This window comes from Glaciecola sp. 2405UD65-10 (assembly GCF_048820975.1).
GTDB lineage: Bacteria > Pseudomonadota > Gammaproteobacteria > Enterobacterales > Alteromonadaceae > Glaciecola.
Genome location: NZ_JBMEUF010000001.1, coordinates 228,673 through 246,706 on the forward strand (window position 1 = coordinate 228,673; position 18,034 = coordinate 246,706).

Genomic DNA, 18,034 nt, shown 5'->3' on the forward strand with positions numbered 1-18,034 from the left:
ATTTAACTTTTTTTTAGCAATAAACTAAAGTCTATAAAAAATTTGAAAGCGCTATTTTCATTGCGTTTTATCAGACATAAATAATAGCATACTACGTATTTTTGCTTTTTCATTTAGCCTTCTAAGCCAATCATGGTGGTAGCTAGCGGTATTATCGCGTACTATTAGGCGGAGTCAAAAAGCGAGCTTTACATCTACATGCAAATATGGAAAAAATTACTAGATTCAAAATCATTTATAGTTTTTGTGTTAACTGTATTTGCGATTGCCTTAAGCGCAATTATCACACTTTCAAAATCGGTTGAGATTCAAAGTTTACAAGAGCAAAAAAGTTTAACGCCAGCACTTAGTTTAGTGGTTCAGGAAATAATGAAACCATTATATGTTGCCGAAACTATAAGCAAAGTATCCCCCTTAAAAACATGGTTAAATGACCCAACTACTCAACCTGAAAAAATCCACAGTAAGCTAAAAGAGTTATCTCAAGAATTTGATATGGACTTTTTTGTTGCCAGTGAAAAAATGCGTTTGCAATATAATTCTGACGGCTCAAAACAAGCACTTATTGAAGGTAAAGTTGAATGGTATTTTAGAGATAAGCAAAGTGAAGAAAAAATAATTGGCGCTTTGGGTAATAGGCAAGATATTCGAATTTATTACGATATTAAAGTGTTTGCTGAGAACGGTGAGTTTCTTGGCTTCATTGGTGTAAGCCGGCGCTTAAAAAGTTTTCTTGATTCGTTTAATCAGTTTAAGAAACAGTTTGGCTATGATTTTGTTTTTGCCGACCACAAAGATAATATTGTGCTTTCTTCCGATGAAAGCCTTGTGGCTGATGGCAAACGTATATTGAGCCTTCATCAAATGCCATGGTTTAAAGCAATGGGTTCAGAACTCACTAAAGACTCGAAATTAAATAGCTTACTGGTAAACGTAGATGGAAGTGACTATCTTATTGCTGAAGCTGAAATAGATGCCTTAAACTGGCGCTTGTTTATCGTAAATCCACTTGAAGCTAGGCAAACAGCAGCAACAACGCAATTTGTTATTCTTGCCGTTTACATTTTTGTATTACTGGCTATTGTGGCCTTCGTGACTCGCTTTACAATCGCATATTTCCAAGGTGAATTTGCTAAGAAATATCAAAAAGACCCACTTACACAATTACCTAATCGCGCTCAATTGAACTGGCGATTTGAGCAACAATCGAAAAAAGAGAAATTTATAAGTGTTGTTATGGTTGATATTGACCATTTCAAAGCGATTAATGACAACTATGGGCATGCTTGTGGCGATCTTGTCCTTAAACGTATTGCTGCCGTACTCTCTGCTCAAATACGTCAAGAAGATGTTGTAGCCCGATGGGGCGGGGAAGAGTTTGTTTTGATGCTAGCCGGTACCAAACTTGAAAAAGCGAGCCAGATTGCTGAAAAAGCGCGACTTGCCATTGAGCAAGCAAGTATTGAATTTAATGGTCAACAACATAATGTTACTGCTAGTTTTGGCGTTGCCAATAGTAGCGAAGCTGTACACCGCCTTAATACTATAATAGCAAATGCTGACAAAGCACTGTACGAAGCAAAAAATGCCGGGCGTAATGTGGTTATAAGCGTGCCGAATATTTCCACCGATCCTACTAAAAGCACTGAGCAGACTATTACGGTGTAGATAAGTCACTGCTGTTATTGACTTAATTTTTCTGCTTAGCAAAACCCCGTCGTTAGCAAAATTTACGTCATTACCGAAACACCCGTCATTACCGAAACACCGCAACATGTTTTCTACAACTTCACCTTAGCGCTATATCAAACGGGGACGCCGCTATGAAACTTGAAATCTTCATCAACTGAGTTGATTAAATCAGCTTCTACTTGGCCAAAATACTCAACACGTGCTGTAATATCTTCATGGCTTATAGATTGTGCTAGGGCTAAATAATCTTGATAATGCCGCGCTTCCGAACGAAGCAAAGATATATAAAATTCACCGAGCTTTTCATCAACATGGGGCGCTATTTTAGCGAAGCGTTCGCAAGATCGCGCCTCAATATATGCGCCGCATATTAGTTTATCAACCAAAGCATTGGGTTCGTGTGTTTTCACATGTCTCAGCATGCCTTTGGCGTAGCGAGAAGGTGTAATACTTTGATACTCAATGTTATATAGCTCCATCATTTCTAACACTTGATAAAAATGGTGAAGCTCTTCTTTAATTAACAAAACCATCTTGTCAATTAGCTCTTGTCCGTAAGGTGAATCTGACTTGGGGATAACAGATTTACGTAAGTTATTCTTAGCTGCCAGCTCTCGCCAATTGCCTTCTCGCTTATAAATAAATTGTTCAAAAGGTTGCAACCAAGCTAATAAAGCATCGCCACTGTCTTTATCAACAGCGTATTTGCGAATAAGGAACATTGCGCTTTGCGCCGCTTTTAACTCACAAATTAGGTGGTCTATAACAAGCATTGATAGGTTTTCGGGTAATTTTGCTTTGTTTATCCACGCATCAGGCGTTTCACACTTTAAAAAAGACAAAATAGGTGAGAGCAGGGTAGTTGTTGACATAAATTCTATTTGTTAGCTAAAACTTCAGTGCTTATTTTAACATATGCGAGCAAATTAACCATATGGACTCAGGCATGACCTATATCTATATGGCGCACTTGCTTTACATTTTTCGATGATGTTCATCGGTATTTTTCAATTTAAAGCATGGGCTTTCTCTTCTATGATTTACTCACTGAAACCAATTTAGAGAATATTGATATGAAAACTGGAATAAAAACGATAACTTTCGCTATTACGCATTTTAGCGTTGCGTTTACAGTGGCATGGGTGTTAACAGGAAGCCCACTTATTGGTGGACTCATAGCACTTGTAGAACCCGCAATTAATACGGTAGCCTACATAATCCATGAAAATATTTGGCAGCGCAAGTCTGAAGAGAAAGCTTTAAATCAAAGCGCTGCTTTAAGCTGTTAATTGGCAGTTTTTACGCGAAGCGCTTTTGCAGGTAGGCAATTATTTCAGATGATTCATATAACCATGTAACGCCTTGTGGGCTTTGAATACGCAAGCAGGGTGTTTGTATTTTTCCACCCTGTTCAAGTAATTCGGTTCTGTATTGAGAGTCGTTTGATACGCTGTGTTTTTCAATAGGCACGTTGAGCTTATAAATAGCTCGTCGCGTCTTAATACAAAACGGACATGCAAAAAATTGATATAAGCTTAAATTTTGCGCTTGTTCTGCCACATTGGCTTGATCTTGAGCGCTTCTTTTTAACTTCCTTCCACGTGTAATTAGGTCAACAAAGGCAATAAGCCCCCCTAATATATTTCGAATAAGGTTTATAATAAGTTTCATTTAGCCTGCTTGCTTTGCATATAATTTAGCGTTGCGAGTATACTGAATATCGTTCAACTTTCCAGTAACGCTTAAAATTTATACGCTAACAGATTGGGATGTGTAGTAAGGTGTGTAGTAAGTAATTTAGCTAGCCCTTGTGCTCCACCAGCATTTACACTGAACCTTATTGGCTTGTATATAAGGCTTACTCGGATTTTTCATTGTGAAAGGCTTACCGCTTCGGCAACAATTGTTTGATTATCTACGGTATAAACAGCGCTATAATAACCGCTTGCAAGTTCAACACCTCTCCCCATTGGAATTCTATAAAGCCGCTCTTTGAAGGCCTCAAACTTTTCCTCGGTAACTATATTATCATTACTATCTATAATCTTTACGCTTACTTCAGAAGCAGGGAGTTTGCTGAAACTAGGGCGTATCATGAATTCGGTCACGCAAATACGGGAGCTGTAACTTGGTTTGTCACAATAGCGGGCGTTCATGAAATGCTTTGTAAGAAAGATGGGCTTGTTTAATATAGTGTTTAAGCTTGAAACCTGAGCTTGTAAAATAGAAACCTCATTAGCCGATTTTTTTTGAAGCGAATCTAATTTTTGTTGCGTTTTTGTAAGCGCAGTTTGCGCTTCAATATAATTTTGTTGGCTTTGTTTTAGCTGCGTTTCCAGCTCAGCTAATTTTGCCGATGAAACCGATAAGTTGCGCGCCTGGCTTTCACATTTCTCAGCTGAATTAGCACTGTGTGAAGTATTGGTTTGATTGGTAGCGCGAAGTTCAGTTTGGCATAATTGAAATTTTTGTTCGCTTTGACTCGTTAAAATTCTCGTTTGCTGAAGCTGTACTTGGGTTTCAAATAAACTATTATTTGCGTTGTTTAGATTATCTTCTAACAAACGAATTGTTTTACTTCTTGCTTCAGCTTCTTCAATTAAGCTAAGCACAAATTCGGTGTTAAATGGATCGTTTGAGGAATCATTGTCAGTATTTATGTACAGTACAATTAATACAATCAAATTGATGAAGAGCAGGAATATGTATTTTCTACTTCGATTAAACAAATTTATTCCTTTAAAATGTGACGGTATCAAAAGAGGTAAATTTAATTATTCAATAAATCTTCACATTTTTAAACAGTTTGTTGCATTTTTATTGCGAAAAAGAGCGATTTACAAGATTTATACCGTTTTTACTAGCTTCTAAAATACTCCCTTGTGTATACCAATCACCAAGCACAATGCGCGTCGCCTCTTTGCCGTCTAAGTTGAAATGATGAATATCAGGCCTATGGGTATGACCATGAATAAAATGTAGTACCTTAAACTTACGCATCGCCTTGTAAACCTCTTCAGGCGTTACATCCATAATTTCAGCACTTAAGTTTTTCTGATTATTTTGGCTAGTTTCCCGCCCCTTATTGGCAATTCGTTTTCTGAGAGATAATGGTAAGGAAAGCATGAGTTTTGGCCACCACCACCCCCGTGCTTTTCTACGAAAACGCATATAGTCTAAATCGCGAGTACATAATTCATCGCCATGAGAAATCAAAACAGGCGTGCCGTAAAGGTCAATTACGTGTTGTTCAGGAAGGAGGGTCATTTTAGCTTGTTCAGCAAAACGTTTACCAACAGCGAAGTCTCGATTACCGTGAATAAAATAAACGGGCAGTTTTGCACCGACCTTAGCGATAGCGTTTGCTACTGCATTGCTAAATTCAGTTTTATTGTCGTCACCTATCCACACTTCAAATAAATCCCCAAGAATGTATAGGGCATCAGCATGAATAGCTTCATTGTTCATAAATGTAAAAAAGCACTGAGCAATATCTTCTCGCTCAGCGCTTAAATGCAAATCAGAAATGAATAAAGTTTTATTCAATGGTTCGCTTAGAATTTGAAATTACTCGGCTTCAACAACAGCTGATTCAATCACAACATCTTCTACAGGTACATCGTCATGCATGCCAGAACGGCTTGTTTCAACCGCTTTGATACTATTTACCACGTCCATTCCTTCAACTACTTCTGCAAAAACACAGTATCCAAAACCTTGAGAGTTAGCGGCTTTAAAGTCTAAGAAAGTGTTGTCATTTACATTAATGAAAAATTGGCAAGTAGCTGAATGTGGATCGTTTGTTCTTGCCATTGCAAGAGTACCAATTTTATTGCTTAAGCCGTTATCTGCTTCGTTTTCAATAGTTGCTTTGGTTTCTTTTTGCTCCATACCTGGCGTAAAACCACCACCTTGAATCATAAAATTACTGATTACACGGTGAAAAATAGTGTTGTCAAAAAATCCGTCTTCTACGTACGACAAAAAGTTTTCTACAGTTTTAGGGGCTTTATCAGCAAAAAGCTTAATTTTGATGTCGCCGAAGTTCGTTTTTAATACAACCATGTTATGTCCTCAAGGAGATTTGTGTTTAATGTGACTAATGGTAGCCTATAAGCGTACCAAGATGCTAGAATTCATCATATATTTTAAATAAAACTTATCGTTAAGCCATCATTATTTATGTTACAAATCTACAATACTTTACGTAAAGAAAAGCAGCCGTTTACTCCTATTAATCCCAACGAAGTGGGTATTTATGTATGTGGGATTACGGTATATGACCTAAGCCACATGGGGCACGCGCGCACATATTTGAGTTTTGATATTGTAGTGCGCTACCTGCGTCATTTAGGGTACAAGGTTAACTATGTAAGAAACATCACTGACATCGACGACAAAATTATCCAACGCGCACATGAAAATAATGAAACGCCAGCGCAGCTTACCGAGCGTACAATAGGCCATATGCACGAAGATTTCGCTGCACTTAATTTGTTGGTTCCAGATATTGAGCCTCGTGTTACAGGCCATATGCCAGAAATTATAGATGTTATTCAGCGCTTAATGGATAAGCAGTATGCGTATCAAGCAGAGTCGGGTGATATCCTATTTAAGGTGTCGGCATTTAAAGAGTATGGCAAATTAAGTAAGCAAGATTTATCGCAATTGGTGTCTGGCATCCGTGTTCAAACCAGTAATGACAAGCAAGACCCACTTGATTTCGTGCTGTGGAAAACGGCGAAAGAGGGCGAGGTAAGCTGGGAATCACCTTGGGGAGCAGGACGTCCTGGTTGGCACATTGAATGTTCAGCCATGAATCATAAGCATTTAGGCGCGCATTTTGATATTCATGGCGGTGGCTCTGATTTGATTTTTCCGCACCACGAAAACGAAGTTGCACAGTCATGCTGTGCCTTTGACACACAATACGTGAACACCTGGATGCATGCAGGAATGGTGCAAATTGATGATGTTAAAATGTCGAAGTCGCTTGGTAATTTCTTTACGCTGCGTGAAGTTTTAAAAAAGCATGATCCTGAAACCTTACGTTTTTTCTTAATGTCGGCACACTATCGTAGCCAATTGAGTTACTCGCAAGACAACATAGATCAAGCTCGCGCTAGCCTAGAGCGTTTGTATAATGCGCTACGCTCTGTTGAAGCTAATATGGAAGTTGATATTGCTAAAGGGGGTTATTTAGGTAAGTTTGAAGCGGCCATGAATGATGATTTCAATATGCCAATCGCAATTTCTGTTTTGTTTGATGTTGCTAAAGATTTAAATAAGCAAGAAACGTCAAGTCAAGAAGCCAAAGATTTAGCAGGCGTGCTTAAGAAGTTAGGTAATATTTTGGGTGTATTAGAGAATGATCCTGAATCTTTCTTCCAAGGAGCAGTGAATGGCGATGACGAGTTTACCCAACAGGTAGAAGATTTAATAGCAAAGCGTGTTCAAGCTCGAGCTGATAAGAATTGGGCAGCTGCTGACGCGGTGCGTGATGAGTTAGTCAAGCTTGGTGTGGTATTAGAAGAGAGCAAAGAAGGCACTAAGTGGCGAAAAGCGTAATTTAGCTTGCTAGTCTAAGTAGTATGAAAAAGGGAAGCATTTAGCTTCCCTTTGTTTTAAGTACTGGTTACATCAACTTTTATTTTTATTTTCTGACCCGGCTGCAAATACTTTTTACGATTTAAATTGTTCCATTTGGCTAAATCAGACACTCTGACACTGAACTTATCGGCTATTCGCGCCAAAGAATCGCCTGAACGAACCGTGTAAACTACGTTTCTAATAACAGGTGAGTTGGCATTTGGTACGGGTACTTGGTCAGTCCAAACAACAAGCTTAGCACCCACTTTAAGTGGATCAGTGGGGGCCATTTTGTTCCACTTCGCCAAATTACGTACACCAACGTTATGTGCCATTGCTATATCCCACAAGGTGTCGCCAGAACTTACCGTATGTGTAATTTTGTGTTCAGCGCGCGCTATGTTTTGCGCTTTAGCTAAACGTTGGTCAGCTGATAAGCTGTACTCATGTAAACTTTTAAGTGATACAGGCACTAAAATATAATCATTTACGTAAATAGTATTGTTACGAAGGGAGTTCAGCTGTTTAATCACATCTATGCTGCTGGCATATTTTTTAGCAATTAAGCCCAAACTTTCACCATTTTTAACTTTGTGTCTAACCCAGTTCAATCGGTCTTTTTGGCTGGTCTGCGCTAAACTCTCTTTAAATTGAGATGCTTTGTCAGCGGGCAAAAATAGTGTGTGCGGGCCGTCAGGATCAGTTGCCCAACGATTGTAACCCGGATTCAAAGCCTGTAATTCGCTAATCGTAATGCCAGCCATGTTCGCAGCCAGTGCAAGGTCAATTTGCGAACCTACGTCTATTTTTTTAAGTACGGGGACATTAGGAATACTGGGCCATTGAAACTTGTTAGTATCTTGGTTTTTTAATATATCTGCTAAGGCTAATAATTTAGGCACATATGCGCGGGTTTCTTTGGGTAGAGCTAAAGACCAAAAATCAGTGGGTTTACCCAATTTCTTATTCTTTTTAATGGCGCGCATTACGCGACCTTCGCCACTGTTGTAAGCCGCTAGAGCATGAAGCCAATCACCATCAAACATCTTATTCAAATATTTTAAATAGGCTATAGCGCCATCAGTAGAGGCAATTACGTCACGGCGGCCATCATACCACCAGGTTTGCTTCATACCAAAGCGCGTACCTGTTCCTGGTATAAACTGCCACATACCAGACGCTCTGCCATGGGAATATGCAAATGGGTCAAAGGCACTTTCCACAATGGGTAATAACGCTAGTTCTATTGGCATATTCTCTTGTTCAAGGCGCTCAACAATATAATACAGAAACGGCTTAGCGCGTTTTGCCACTCGTTGCATATAAGCCGGATGGCGTAAATACCACTTTTTTTGTGATTCTAGGCGAGCTTCTTGTTGGGGAATGTTTAAGGCTAAACTATTTTGTATACGTATCCACACATCATCAATAACGGGCGGCTTTTCAGGCTCAGGTGTTCTTAGGCTTATATCAATTTCTTCAATTGGATGTATAAGCTTAGCCACACCTTCTTCAGCTTCATTTGAACTTAATTCGCAAAATTGTTCTGTGTTGTTTTTATTGCTAGCCCCTTTACAAGTATCTTCTTGTAAACCAGCTTCACTGACCGTTATTGGTTCTACTTGGGGCTCGCTGGTGATATTACATCCACCAATAAAAACTACTGCGGTACTTAGGAGTAAAAACTTCATAACGTCCTTTATTATTATTTTAAGCGTCAAATTGTACGATAATTACGTGTAAATTAAAATTCATCCTTTAACTTACGTAATGAAGCGAACGTAGCAATGGCCAGTTCGTTGTTAGATTGTGCACCTGCAATTTGCATAGCGTTTTGCATATAAGGAATATGACAACGTAAAAACGGATTAATTTCATTTTCCTTAGAAATTGTTGAAGGAAGCGTCGTTTCCTTGTTTGCCCGTTTATTGGTAACCCAATTTGCATATTCTTTTAATGTTTTATTGTTTGGGTCAACATGGCTTGCAAACGCAAGGTTCGCTTGCGTGTATTCGTGGGTGCAATACACTTTAGTGTGCTCGGGTAATTGCCCTAACTTTTTAAGAGAGGGATAAAAAATGTCAGGTGTGCCTTCAAACATTCTTCCGCAACCGCCGGAAAATAATGTATCGCCACAAAACACAAGTGCTTCATTGAAGTAACTTATATGATCAAGAGTATGGCCGGGTGTTTCAAGCACGCTTAAGCTTATTTCTGGAGAGTTAAACGAGATCTTATCGTGCTCTTTTACATAGTGGGTAAGACCCTTGATGCGAGGGTTATTAGGGCCATAAACATGTATATTTGGATATTTACCTAGCAATTCGGTAATACCGCCCACATGGTCAAAATGATGGTGCGTAATTAATACAGCTTGAAGCTGTAATGTATTTTGCTGCAAAAAGTCTATTACTGGCTTCGCGTCACCTGGATCCACCACTATTGCGTGTGTGCTATTGTGAATACACCATATGTAGTTGTCATCAAATGCGGGTATAGGATAAATACTAAAGGCAGAGGGTTCTTTTGTAATTTGATTCATAGTATAGCTGCTGATTCCGTTGACAGGCTGAGGAGTCTATGTCCTACTTTAGGTAGTTTAAGTGTAACTTTCAAGTTGTGGAGTAATTAGATGTTCATGCGTTCAGCCCGAAGCAAAACTACGCCAGTTTACCCGAAGCGGTGGCAACAGTTGGGCCAAGGCGACATTGCACGCCAAGAGCTTGAACAAGCGCTAATCCCTATAACCGAGCGTATTTTTGGTTATTATCTAGTAAAAATAGGTAGCTTAAGTAGCCAAGTGACCTTGCACAAGTGCTCGGTAAAAAATCAGTTTAGCTGTGCACCACATGCTAATCAGCACAATCAATTATGCGCTAAATCAGCACAGCTACCTTTTCAAAATAGCAGTGTGGATGCGTTTGTGCTATTAGGTGAGCTTGATTTTGCCCAAGACCCACATCAAATTATTCGTGAAATAGACCGAGCTATTACGGCTGATGGCAGAGTTGTGATTGCTGGTTTTAATCCATTTAGTATTGCAGGTATTATGAAGTACATGCCAATTAACCGAAAAAATCTGCTTCACAAAGGTCGATTTTTTACCGCATCACGTATAAAGGATTGGCTACAACTACTAGATTTTGAAATTGTTCAACACGACAATTTAATTTATTCATCTATGTTTATGCGCAAAAAATTAAATAGCCAAAGCCGCTTACAAAAGTGGTTTCAAAAACACCTACCGTGGTTTAGCTCAATGTATATCATTACGGCCAGAAAAAGAGAAATTCCACTTAGCCCTATAAAGCCCAAGTGGAAACTTAAACCTAAATTTTCAGCATCAACCGCTAACGCTAGGCATACACATTCGCGCACACCGTCGCAATAATAAACTACTTAACACGCATTCCAGGTGTAGCACCACTGTGTGGCTCAAGAATATATATATCCTTGCCACCAGGGCCTGCGGCCAATACCATACCTTCAGACATACCAAAGCGCATTTTACGGGGAGCTAAGTTGGCGACCATTACCGTATGCTTGCCAATTAAGTCCTCGGCTTTGTATGCTGATTTAATACCCGCAAAAACTTGACGTTGTTCAGTACCAATATCTAGTTCTAAACGTAGCAGTTTATCTGCTTTCTCTACAGCTTCAGCGTGTACAATTTTGGCAATTCTGAAATCTATTTTTGCAAAATCTTCAAAGCTAATAGTATCGGCTATAGGTTCAATATCAGCGCTTGTAGCCGCTTCGCTTATACTTGCTTTCTCAGTGCCTTGGCTGGTAGCTTTTAAGTGTTCTTTAGACGCTTCAACCATCGCATTTACTTTATCGGCATCTACGCGTTGAATCATTGCTTTGAACTTATTAATACTATGTCCTAACTTAATGTCTTGTATGCTATCCCACGTGAATTCATCATTAAGGAATGCTTGGGCATCTTTAGACAAGCTGGGCAGAACGGGCGTTAAATACACCATTAAAATTCTAAATAAGTGTATTCCCATAGAACAAACATCGTGGGTAAAGTCTTGCTTGTTTTCGTCTTTAATGGTGACCCAAGGCGCTTGGGCATCAATATATTGGTTGGCTTTATCAGCTAGGGCCATGATGTCGCGAATAGCCTTGTGATAATGGCGCTCTTCAATAGCCTGTGCTATTGCATTATGGGCAACTTGAAATTCTTCTAATAGGGCAGGGTTTTCAATATTATTTGAAAGCTTGCCATCAAATTTTTTGCTAATGAAACCTGCACATCTTGAGGCTATATTTACCACCTTACCTACAAGATCAGCATTCACTTTTTGTACGAAATCTTCAAAATTTAAGTCAATGTCAGTTACGCTGTCATTGAGTTTACTGGCAAAGTAATAGCGTAAGTATTCCGGATTAAGATGGTCTAAATAGGTTCTTCCTTTTATAAAGGTACCTTTAGATTTAGACATTTTAGCCCCGTTTACGGTAACAAATCCGTGGATGTTAACACCCGTTGGCTTTCTGAATCCTGCTCCCTCAAGCATGGCTGGCCAAAATAAACAATGGAAATAGGTAATGTCTTTTCCTATAAAATGATACAACTCAGTATCATTTCCAGTTTGCCAAAATTCACTGTCATCAATACCATGCTTATTTGCATAGTTTTTAAAACTCGCCATATAGCCTACCGGTGCATCTACCCATACGTAGAAAAACTTACCCGGTGCATTGGGAATTTCAAAACCAAAATAAGGGGCATCACGGCTAATATCCCATTGCTGTAGGCCTTGTTCAAACCATTCTTCCAGTTTGTTGGCCATTTCATTTTGAATTGCACCTGAGCGAATCCACTCTTTGAGCATGCTTTCAAACTTCGGAAGGTCAAAGAAAAAATGTTCTGAATCGCGCAACACTGGCGTAGCGCCTGACACAACAGAACGTGGGTTTTTCACTTCAGTAGGGCTGTAGGTAGCGCCGCATACATCGCAACTATCGCCGTTTTGATCTTCAGCACCGCATTTGGGGCATGTGCCTTTAACAAAACGGTCAGGCAAAAACATTTCTTTTTCAGGGTCAAATAACTGGCTAATAGTACGCTTTGAAATGTACCCATTTTCATTTAGTCTATTATAAACTAGTTCGCACAGCTCTTTGTTTTCAGGCGAGTGCGTAATGTAGTAATTGTCGTAATTTACCAGGAAGTCTTGCAAATCTTGTTGGTGCTCTGCACGCGTTTGCTCCACCATCTCTTCAGGGCTTATGCCAAGCTCTTGAGCTTTGAGCATTACTGGCGTGCCATGGGCATCATCAGCGCAAACGCTATAACATTGGTGACCTCGCAAACGTTGAAAGCGTACCCAAATATCGGTTTGGATATGTTCAAGTAAATGGCCCAAATGAATCGAACCGTTTGCATAAGGTAAAGCACTGGTGACCAGTATGCGTCTTTGCTTTGATTGCATGTAAAGTAAAACCCTGTAATTTTTAAAATCTAATATAGGGGCAGATGTTAGCCGAAACTCGTATTATTTGCACCTTGAATTAGGCATAATTACTGATAATTTCTAGTGAATTCGTAGTTTCTAACATGATTCATTTTACTAAGGTGGCTAAGTGTCGTTTTTCTCAAGTAAAAATAAACCGCTAAGCGGTGAAACCCTTGAACAAATCATTGCTTTGATTGAAGACTTTTTTGAACTTAAAAAAGAAAATTTAATTACTGCTCATGTTGATAATAAACATAATGTGTGGATACGTTTTCCGTTTTTAGTGGATTCTGTGTGGCCGCAGGTTCAAGCGAGTCTGTCGGAAGCGGGTTTGCCTGTTAAGCAAATTCAAAAGCAGTACAATATTCCTATTTTTAACGCCAAACAAATGCCGGTTGCTAATGTTAAAAATATTATTGCGGTGTCGTCTGGAAAGGGAGGGGTGGGGAAATCAGCCAGCGCACTTAATTTAGCCCTAGCATTACAATTAGAAGGTGCGCGAGTGGGGATATTAGATGCTGATATTTACGGCCCTTCAATACCCATTATGCTAGGAACACAAGGTGAGCATCCTCAAAGCAAAGATGAAAAAAACATGCAGCCGGTAATGGCGCATGGTTTAGCATCTAATTCTATAGGTTACCTTGTTGATAACGAGCACGCATCTATTTGGCGAGGCCCCATGGCGAGCAAAGCTTTAGGGCAATTACTAAAAGAAACAGTATGGCCCACCTTAGACTATTTGATTGTTGATATGCCTCCGGGCACCGGCGATATTCAATTAACCATGTGCCAGCAACTTCCTTTAACCGCCGCGGTTGTGGTAACTACGCCGCAGGATATTGCTTTAAGCGACGCAGGCAAAGGAATAGCAATGTTTGAAAAGCTAGAAATACCCGTTTTAGGCTTAATTGAAAACATGAGTTACTTTGAATGTGGCCATTGCCATAAGCGTACGGCTATTTTTTCAGAAAAGGGCGCGCAAAAATTATCGAGTAAATACAACTTACCTATACTTGCACAAGTACCTTTGAATCCTATTATACGAGAGTTTGCCGATGAGGGGCGTTCACTGTTACATGAACAGCAGGCTCATCCAGTGTCTATTATTTATCGTGAAGCGGCTATTAACTTAAGCCGAAACCTCTGTGAAATAGCACAAGTTCTTCCGCTTGCAGCAAACATGGCATCAAGCATAGAAGTTACTCGTTTAGATTAGTATTAAATACATATTAAATATTAATATCTTAGCTTGCATGCAGTGCATTCTAAGCCCATAATTCTAGTAGGTAGCGGGGTCAAATTTGACCTTTCATTCATTAGTTCAACACAAAGAAGTACACCATGCGTTTATGCGATACCGATATTAAAAAACATTTAGCGGCAGGGGACATAAATATTGTGCCTGCACCTAGCGAGCAAAGTATTAGCGGCTTAACGGTTGATGTTACTTTAGGCAGCAAGTTTCGTGTGTTTGAAGATCATTTTGCCCCCTTTATTGATTTAAGTGGCCCTAAAGCTGAAGTGCAAGCTGCCTTAGACACGGTAATGAGTGATGAAATAGATATAAAAGAAGGAAAATCTTTTTTTCTTCACCCTGGTGAACTGGCAATAGCGGTTACCCATGAGTCAGTAACACTTCCCGCTAATATGGTAGGTTGGCTTGATGGGCGCTCTTCCTTAGCGCGATTAGGCTTAATGGTGCATGTAACGGCGCATAGAATTGACCCAGGTTGGTCAGGTAATATCGTTTTAGAGTTTTTTAATTCAGGTAAATTACCACTTGCCTTGAAGCCCGGTATGAAAATAGGCGCACTTAGTTTTGAATTATTATCAGGTTTTGCGGAACAACCCTATAATTCAAGAAACGATGCGAAATATAGAGGCCAAGATGGCGCAGTGGCTAGTAGAATTGGTTCGGAAGACTAGCTGCATTAGAGTCTTAAATATGCACTTTTGTGTGTTTAATAAGCATTTAAGGGCAAAGTTTTTACAAAGCCTTAAAAACAATTGGATTTAATTTTTTAAATCCATATAATGCGTGGCTCGGTCGGTGTGTGGCGCAGCTTGGTAGCGCACTGTCATGGGGTGTCAGGGGTCGGAGGTTCAAATCCTCTCACACCGACCAATTCTCTTTACTTTTAAACTATCCCATTTTTTAAAAGTAGCCTTTACCTTGCTAATGTAAATCTTCGAGTGTTCATTCTTACTCATTTTATAATGCCTATAAATGTTAACCTTTTAGCGCGTTAAATTTTATCTAAACAGCTTTACATTATATCCGTTTCATTTTAACGGCTCATGATTTGCATAGAGTGCTTTTAATTACTTATTTAAAGCAGGTCAAAATAGCAAAAGGTAAGCTCATGCAAACTATCAAACTTCTACTAAAAGATACTCGGCAACTGTCGATTTTTATTATTATCTCAATAGCGCTTTTTGCATTTATTAATCTTGCCGCACTGGTTATGGCTGAAAGTACCTTGGCCATTGATACGCGCCTATTATTACTGTTTAGGGAGCAAAATGATTTAAGCGATCCGCTTGGCCCTAAGTGGGTGGAAGAAATGATGCGAGATATTACCGCCTTAGGTGGTGTGGGGATGTTGGTAATAGTGACCTTAGTGGTGACTATATTTTTATTAATAATTAAAAAGCCTAAAGCCGCTTTGCTAGTGTTAATAGGCATTGCAACAGGCATGTTAGTCAGCTTTTCACTTAAATACGGCTACAGCCGCCCACGGCCCGACTTAGTGCCACACGGTAGCTACGTTTATACAAGCAGTTTTCCAAGTGGCCATGCAATGATGTCATCACTGGTTTATTTTACTATTGCCGGTTTGCTTGCACAGCAAAATACTCAACAACGAATACGTATTTTTATGTTTACCCTCGCAACGTTTATTACGTTAGCGATTGGTGTAAGCCGTGTTTATTTAGGTGTGCATTATCCTTCAGATGTAATTGCTGGTTGGATAGTAGGTACAAGTTGGGCAATGTTGATTTATTTTGTATATAGGTGGTCGCATTTAAGGCGTAAGCATCTTGTTTAACTCAGCAAGGCAAGCATTGTAAATCTTTCAATATAAGTGGGTGACTCGGTAAAACTTACTTGCGTAAACGCATTATTTAGATAGCGGCAAGTCTAATATATTTGTGAAGAATGTATTTTAGAATACGATTTTTAAAGGTATCAACGCGCTATTTAAACCTTTGTAAACTTCTAGGCGCTAAATTTGCTAAGCCTAATTAGAAGACTACAAGAGGATAGTTCGGTGACTCGAACCCAAAAACGATATGTAACAATAATTGCTAGAATTGGATACTCCGCTAAGTGTGTAGTGTATTCGGTATTAGGATTTTTAACTATTTATGCTGTTTTCTTTGCGGGAAATACACAAAATGTTTCCAAAAAAGCAGTTTTCCAAGAAATATTACAATCTCCCTTCGGCCAGTTTTCTCTAGCAAGCGTTGTTATTGGTTTCGCTTGCTATGTTGTATGGCGTTCAGTGCAAGCCATTACTAACCCTGATGACTTAGACATGTCAAAGCCAAGCGATGCTTTATTAAGAGCTTTTTACTGGGGCTCGGCTTTTTTGTATTCAATGGCAACATACGCCGCGTTAAAAGTATTGCTGCGAGAATCATCATCAAGCGAGCAAAGTAAAGAGTCTACGTTAGTATTTTTACTTAATTCTGCGTGGGGCACTGCATTAGTGGTAGCGCTTGGCTTGGTCGTTATTAGTTTTGGTGTAATTCAATTTAAACACGCAGTCAAAGCAGATTTTATGGATAAATTTGTACCCGATATGTCAGGTAAATTTGTAAAGCTTGCAAAAACGAGCGGGCGGTTCGGCTTTGCAGGGCGAGGCGCGCTGTATTCTTTAATAGGTGGTTTCTTTTTGTTTGCTGCGCATCAAAGCGATCCTAGCGAAGTAGGAGGTATGGGAAAAGCTATTTCAACACTACTTCAGCTTCCCTTCGGGCCTTATTTAGCAAGTGCATTAGGCGCAGGCATGATTGCATTTGGAATATTCTGTGGGCTTGAGGGGCGGTATCGCCAAACACATTAGCCATAAAACCTAAGCAATGCGAATAGATGGTACATGCTTTGCAGTTAGCTTAAATAGTAGCAATTTTTAATTGCTCGTAAGTAACACATTATTTTTAAAACATAGGAGAACATTAATGAACAATCCATTAAAAAATAGTAAGACGATGAGTGATCAGCTAATTGATACCGTAAGCGAAATGTCACAGAAAAATATAAGCAAAGCCGCTGTTAGTGGCAAAGCCGCCATGGATAAGGGCTTAGTTACGGCAAAACAATTAAGAAAAAGCCGCGTAGTGAATATGGTTGAACGTAACCCCGTAAAAACAATTGGCGCATTGGCTGCCTTAGGTCTAATAGCGTACTCAATTTTTGGTAGTAAAAAAGCGCATTCACGTAAGGTTAACCAAGAATAGTTAACAAGGTTAGTGTGTAAATTCTACCGAATAGTTAAGCGTTAAAAATTATGTTTAATTAGCATTTCAAGAGTATTGATCAAATTTTAGGAGAGTAATTATGACTACCGTATCACAATCTACAAAACCAGTATCAGCAACTATTGGTGATACGCTCAGCGATAAAGACAAGAACGAGTTACACGAAGCAGCTGAAGAAAATATAGCCGGTTCAAATGCTACCCATTCGTCTACTATAGATGAGCAATTAGTGTCTAATTTCAAAGAAGGTGCACAAACGCTTGAAGCTTTTGTTAAGTCACATCCATACCAAAGTGCGGGCATTGCGGCTTTAGGCGGTGCGTTGCTATACACATTATTTAAGCGTTAAGTGAGCGGCGCGTTTATTCTGCGCTAATATGTTGCTCAAAGGTCATTATTTTAGTGCTATATATGTGATCAGCGGTGCAGGTACTCAGTAAAACTGATACATTAGCGCCGTGGAAAATTATATTAGGAGTAAAAATGTTTAGTACCAATGACTATTTTGACGGGAACGTAAAATCCATCGCTTTTGATACCGAGGCGGGAACATCTACATTAGGTGTTATGGCACCTGGCGAGTATGAATTTGCTACGTCAAAACATGAAACCATGAGTGTGGTTAGCGGTGCCATGACTGTTTTATTACCAAACACTAATGATTGGGAAACGCTTGGCAGTGGTGAAGTGTTTACAGTCGAAGCCAATGTAAAATTTAAGGTAAAAGTCGCGGTAAATACTGCCTATTTGTGTGACTACAAGTAATACTTGTTTAGTTTAATTTATCGTAAGTAATT

19 protein-coding genes and 1 tRNA gene are annotated in these 18,034 nt (G+C 39.4%); 12 read left to right on the forward strand and 8 right to left on the reverse strand.

From position 1 onward, the window contains the following. Positions 1-198 precede the first annotated feature (198 nt). The gene (locus ACOI22_RS01070) at positions 199-1,668 is read left to right on the forward strand and encodes a sensor domain-containing diguanylate cyclase (RefSeq protein ID WP_420669328.1); all 1,470 of its coding nucleotides are present in this window, start codon (positions 199-201) and stop codon (positions 1,666-1,668) included. Positions 1,669-1,805: 137 nt separating this feature from the next. Here the strand turns inward: ACOI22_RS01070 and miaE are convergent, their stop codons facing one another. Further along, the gene (gene miaE, locus ACOI22_RS01075; protein ID WP_420669330.1) at positions 1,806-2,564 is read right to left on the reverse strand and encodes a tRNA isopentenyl-2-thiomethyl-A-37 hydroxylase MiaE; all 759 of its coding nucleotides are present in this window, start codon (positions 2,562-2,564) and stop codon (positions 1,806-1,808) included. Between the two features lie 213 nt (positions 2,565-2,777). Here miaE and ACOI22_RS01080 point away from each other — a divergent pair, with 213 nt between their 5' ends. Further along, positions 2,778-2,981, forward strand: coding sequence for a DUF2061 domain-containing protein (locus tag ACOI22_RS01080; protein WP_420672287.1), 204 nt, complete (start codon positions 2,778-2,780; stop codon positions 2,979-2,981). Between the two features lie 10 nt (positions 2,982-2,991). On the opposite strand, the gene ACOI22_RS01085 is transcribed toward ACOI22_RS01080, so the two are convergent. The 4 genes from ACOI22_RS01085 to ACOI22_RS01100 all read right to left on the reverse strand — a co-directional run bounded on the left by ACOI22_RS01085 (position 2,992) and on the right by ACOI22_RS01100 (position 5,757). Then, the gene (locus ACOI22_RS01085) at positions 2,992-3,363 is read right to left on the reverse strand and encodes a glutathione S-transferase N-terminal domain-containing protein (protein WP_420669332.1); all 372 of its coding nucleotides are present in this window, start codon (positions 3,361-3,363) and stop codon (positions 2,992-2,994) included. Between the two features lie 200 nt (positions 3,364-3,563). Beyond that, positions 3,564-4,421 carry a hypothetical protein gene (locus ACOI22_RS01090; protein ID WP_420669334.1) on the reverse strand — a complete coding sequence of 286 codons (858 nt, stop codon included), beginning with the start codon at positions 4,419-4,421 and terminating at the stop codon, positions 3,564-3,566. A gap of 88 nt (positions 4,422-4,509) precedes the next feature. Further along, positions 4,510-5,238: a UDP-2,3-diacylglucosamine diphosphatase gene (locus ACOI22_RS01095; protein WP_420669335.1), complete on the reverse strand. Its 729-nt coding sequence runs from the start codon at positions 5,236-5,238 to the stop codon at positions 4,510-4,512. A 21-nt stretch (positions 5,239-5,259) separates the two neighbouring features. Then, positions 5,260-5,757 carry a peptidylprolyl isomerase gene (locus ACOI22_RS01100; protein WP_420669337.1) on the reverse strand — a complete coding sequence of 166 codons (498 nt, stop codon included), beginning with the start codon at positions 5,755-5,757 and terminating at the stop codon, positions 5,260-5,262. A gap of 117 nt (positions 5,758-5,874) precedes the next feature. Here ACOI22_RS01100 and cysS point away from each other — a divergent pair, with 117 nt between their 5' ends. Then, complete coding sequence (cysS, locus tag ACOI22_RS01105; RefSeq protein ID WP_420669339.1) at positions 5,875-7,260, forward strand: cysteine--tRNA ligase; 1,386 nt, start codon at positions 5,875-5,877, stop codon at positions 7,258-7,260. Positions 7,261-7,316: 56 nt separating this feature from the next. On the opposite strand, the gene ACOI22_RS01110 is transcribed toward cysS, so the two are convergent. Continuing rightward, the gene (locus ACOI22_RS01110) at positions 7,317-8,972 is read right to left on the reverse strand and encodes a LysM peptidoglycan-binding domain-containing protein (RefSeq protein ID WP_420669341.1); all 1,656 of its coding nucleotides are present in this window, start codon (positions 8,970-8,972) and stop codon (positions 7,317-7,319) included. Positions 8,973-9,025: 53 nt separating this feature from the next. Continuing rightward, entirely contained in the window at positions 9,026-9,823 is a 798-nt protein-coding gene (gene gloB / locus ACOI22_RS01115) for a hydroxyacylglutathione hydrolase (protein WP_420669343.1), read from the reverse strand. Positions 9,824-9,913: 90 nt separating this feature from the next. On the opposite strand from gloB, the gene ACOI22_RS01120 reads away from it, so the two are divergent. Then, positions 9,914-10,672, forward strand: coding sequence for a class I SAM-dependent methyltransferase (locus tag ACOI22_RS01120; protein WP_420669345.1), 759 nt, complete (start codon positions 9,914-9,916; stop codon positions 10,670-10,672). Between the two features lie 4 nt (positions 10,673-10,676). On the opposite strand, the gene metG is transcribed toward ACOI22_RS01120, so the two are convergent. Next, positions 10,677-12,725 (reverse strand): methionine--tRNA ligase, encoded by a 2,049-nt coding sequence (metG, locus tag ACOI22_RS01125; RefSeq protein ID WP_420669347.1) that lies wholly within the window; start codon positions 12,723-12,725, stop codon positions 10,677-10,679. Between the two features lie 151 nt (positions 12,726-12,876). Between metG and apbC the strand changes: the two genes are divergently transcribed. The 8 genes from apbC to ACOI22_RS01165 all read left to right on the forward strand — a co-directional run bounded on the left by apbC (position 12,877) and on the right by ACOI22_RS01165 (position 18,002). Further along, positions 12,877-13,968 (forward strand): iron-sulfur cluster carrier protein ApbC, encoded by a 1,092-nt coding sequence (gene apbC, locus ACOI22_RS01130; RefSeq protein WP_420669349.1) that lies wholly within the window; start codon positions 12,877-12,879, stop codon positions 13,966-13,968. 125 nt (positions 13,969-14,093) lie between these two features. After that, entirely contained in the window at positions 14,094-14,678 is a 585-nt protein-coding gene (gene dcd, locus ACOI22_RS01135; protein ID WP_420669351.1) for a dCTP deaminase, read from the forward strand. A 122-nt stretch (positions 14,679-14,800) separates the two neighbouring features. Continuing rightward, positions 14,801-14,877 (forward strand) — tRNA-Pro (locus tag ACOI22_RS01140). Positions 14,878-15,115: 238 nt separating this feature from the next. Beyond that, positions 15,116-15,802: a phosphatase PAP2 family protein gene (locus ACOI22_RS01145; RefSeq protein ID WP_420669353.1), complete on the forward strand. Its 687-nt coding sequence runs from the start codon at positions 15,116-15,118 to the stop codon at positions 15,800-15,802. 222 nt (positions 15,803-16,024) lie between these two features. Further along, a complete protein-coding gene (locus ACOI22_RS01150) occupies positions 16,025-16,822 on the forward strand; it encodes a DUF1206 domain-containing protein (RefSeq protein ID WP_420669355.1) in 798 nt (265 codons plus the stop codon). A 115-nt stretch (positions 16,823-16,937) separates the two neighbouring features. Continuing rightward, complete coding sequence (locus ACOI22_RS01155) at positions 16,938-17,216, forward strand: hypothetical protein (RefSeq protein ID WP_420669357.1); 279 nt, start codon at positions 16,938-16,940, stop codon at positions 17,214-17,216. A gap of 100 nt (positions 17,217-17,316) precedes the next feature. Continuing rightward, entirely contained in the window at positions 17,317-17,586 is a 270-nt protein-coding gene (locus tag ACOI22_RS01160; protein ID WP_420669359.1) for a hypothetical protein, read from the forward strand. Between the two features lie 134 nt (positions 17,587-17,720). After that, positions 17,721-18,002: a pyrimidine/purine nucleoside phosphorylase gene (locus ACOI22_RS01165; protein ID WP_420669361.1), complete on the forward strand. Its 282-nt coding sequence runs from the start codon at positions 17,721-17,723 to the stop codon at positions 18,000-18,002. Positions 18,003-18,034: the final 32 nt, after the last annotated feature.

Excerpts from the sequence above, each read along its gene's own strand:
- ACOI22_RS01165 (WP_420669361.1), top strand. The coding sequence starts at position 17,721 with ATGTTTAGTACCAATGACTATTTTGACGGGAACGTAAAATCCATCGCT.
- ACOI22_RS01110 (WP_420669341.1), bottom strand. The coding sequence starts at position 8,972 with ATGAAGTTTTTACTCCTAAGTACCGCAGTAGTTTTTATTGGTGGATGT.
- dcd (WP_420669351.1), top strand. The coding sequence starts at position 14,094 with ATGCGTTTATGCGATACCGATATTAAAAAACATTTAGCGGCAGGGGAC.
- cysS (WP_420669339.1), top strand. The coding sequence starts at position 5,875 with ATGTTACAAATCTACAATACTTTACGTAAAGAAAAGCAGCCGTTTACT.
- miaE (WP_420669330.1), bottom strand. The coding sequence starts at position 2,564 with ATGTCAACAACTACCCTGCTCTCACCTATTTTGTCTTTTTTAAAGTGT.
- ACOI22_RS01100 (WP_420669337.1), bottom strand. The coding sequence starts at position 5,757 with ATGGTTGTATTAAAAACGAACTTCGGCGACATCAAAATTAAGCTTTTT.
- ACOI22_RS01070 (WP_420669328.1), top strand. The coding sequence starts at position 199 with ATGCAAATATGGAAAAAATTACTAGATTCAAAATCATTTATAGTTTTT.
- ACOI22_RS01155 (WP_420669357.1), top strand. The coding sequence starts at position 16,938 with ATGAACAATCCATTAAAAAATAGTAAGACGATGAGTGATCAGCTAATT.
- ACOI22_RS01160 (WP_420669359.1), top strand. The coding sequence starts at position 17,317 with ATGACTACCGTATCACAATCTACAAAACCAGTATCAGCAACTATTGGT.
- metG (WP_420669347.1), bottom strand. The coding sequence starts at position 12,725 with ATGCAATCAAAGCAAAGACGCATACTGGTCACCAGTGCTTTACCTTAT.
- ACOI22_RS01120 (WP_420669345.1), top strand. The coding sequence starts at position 9,914 with ATGTTCATGCGTTCAGCCCGAAGCAAAACTACGCCAGTTTACCCGAAG.
- ACOI22_RS01145 (WP_420669353.1), top strand. The coding sequence starts at position 15,116 with ATGCAAACTATCAAACTTCTACTAAAAGATACTCGGCAACTGTCGATT.
- gloB (WP_420669343.1), bottom strand. The coding sequence starts at position 9,823 with ATGAATCAAATTACAAAAGAACCCTCTGCCTTTAGTATTTATCCTATA.
- ACOI22_RS01085 (WP_420669332.1), bottom strand. The coding sequence starts at position 3,363 with ATGAAACTTATTATAAACCTTATTCGAAATATATTAGGGGGGCTTATT.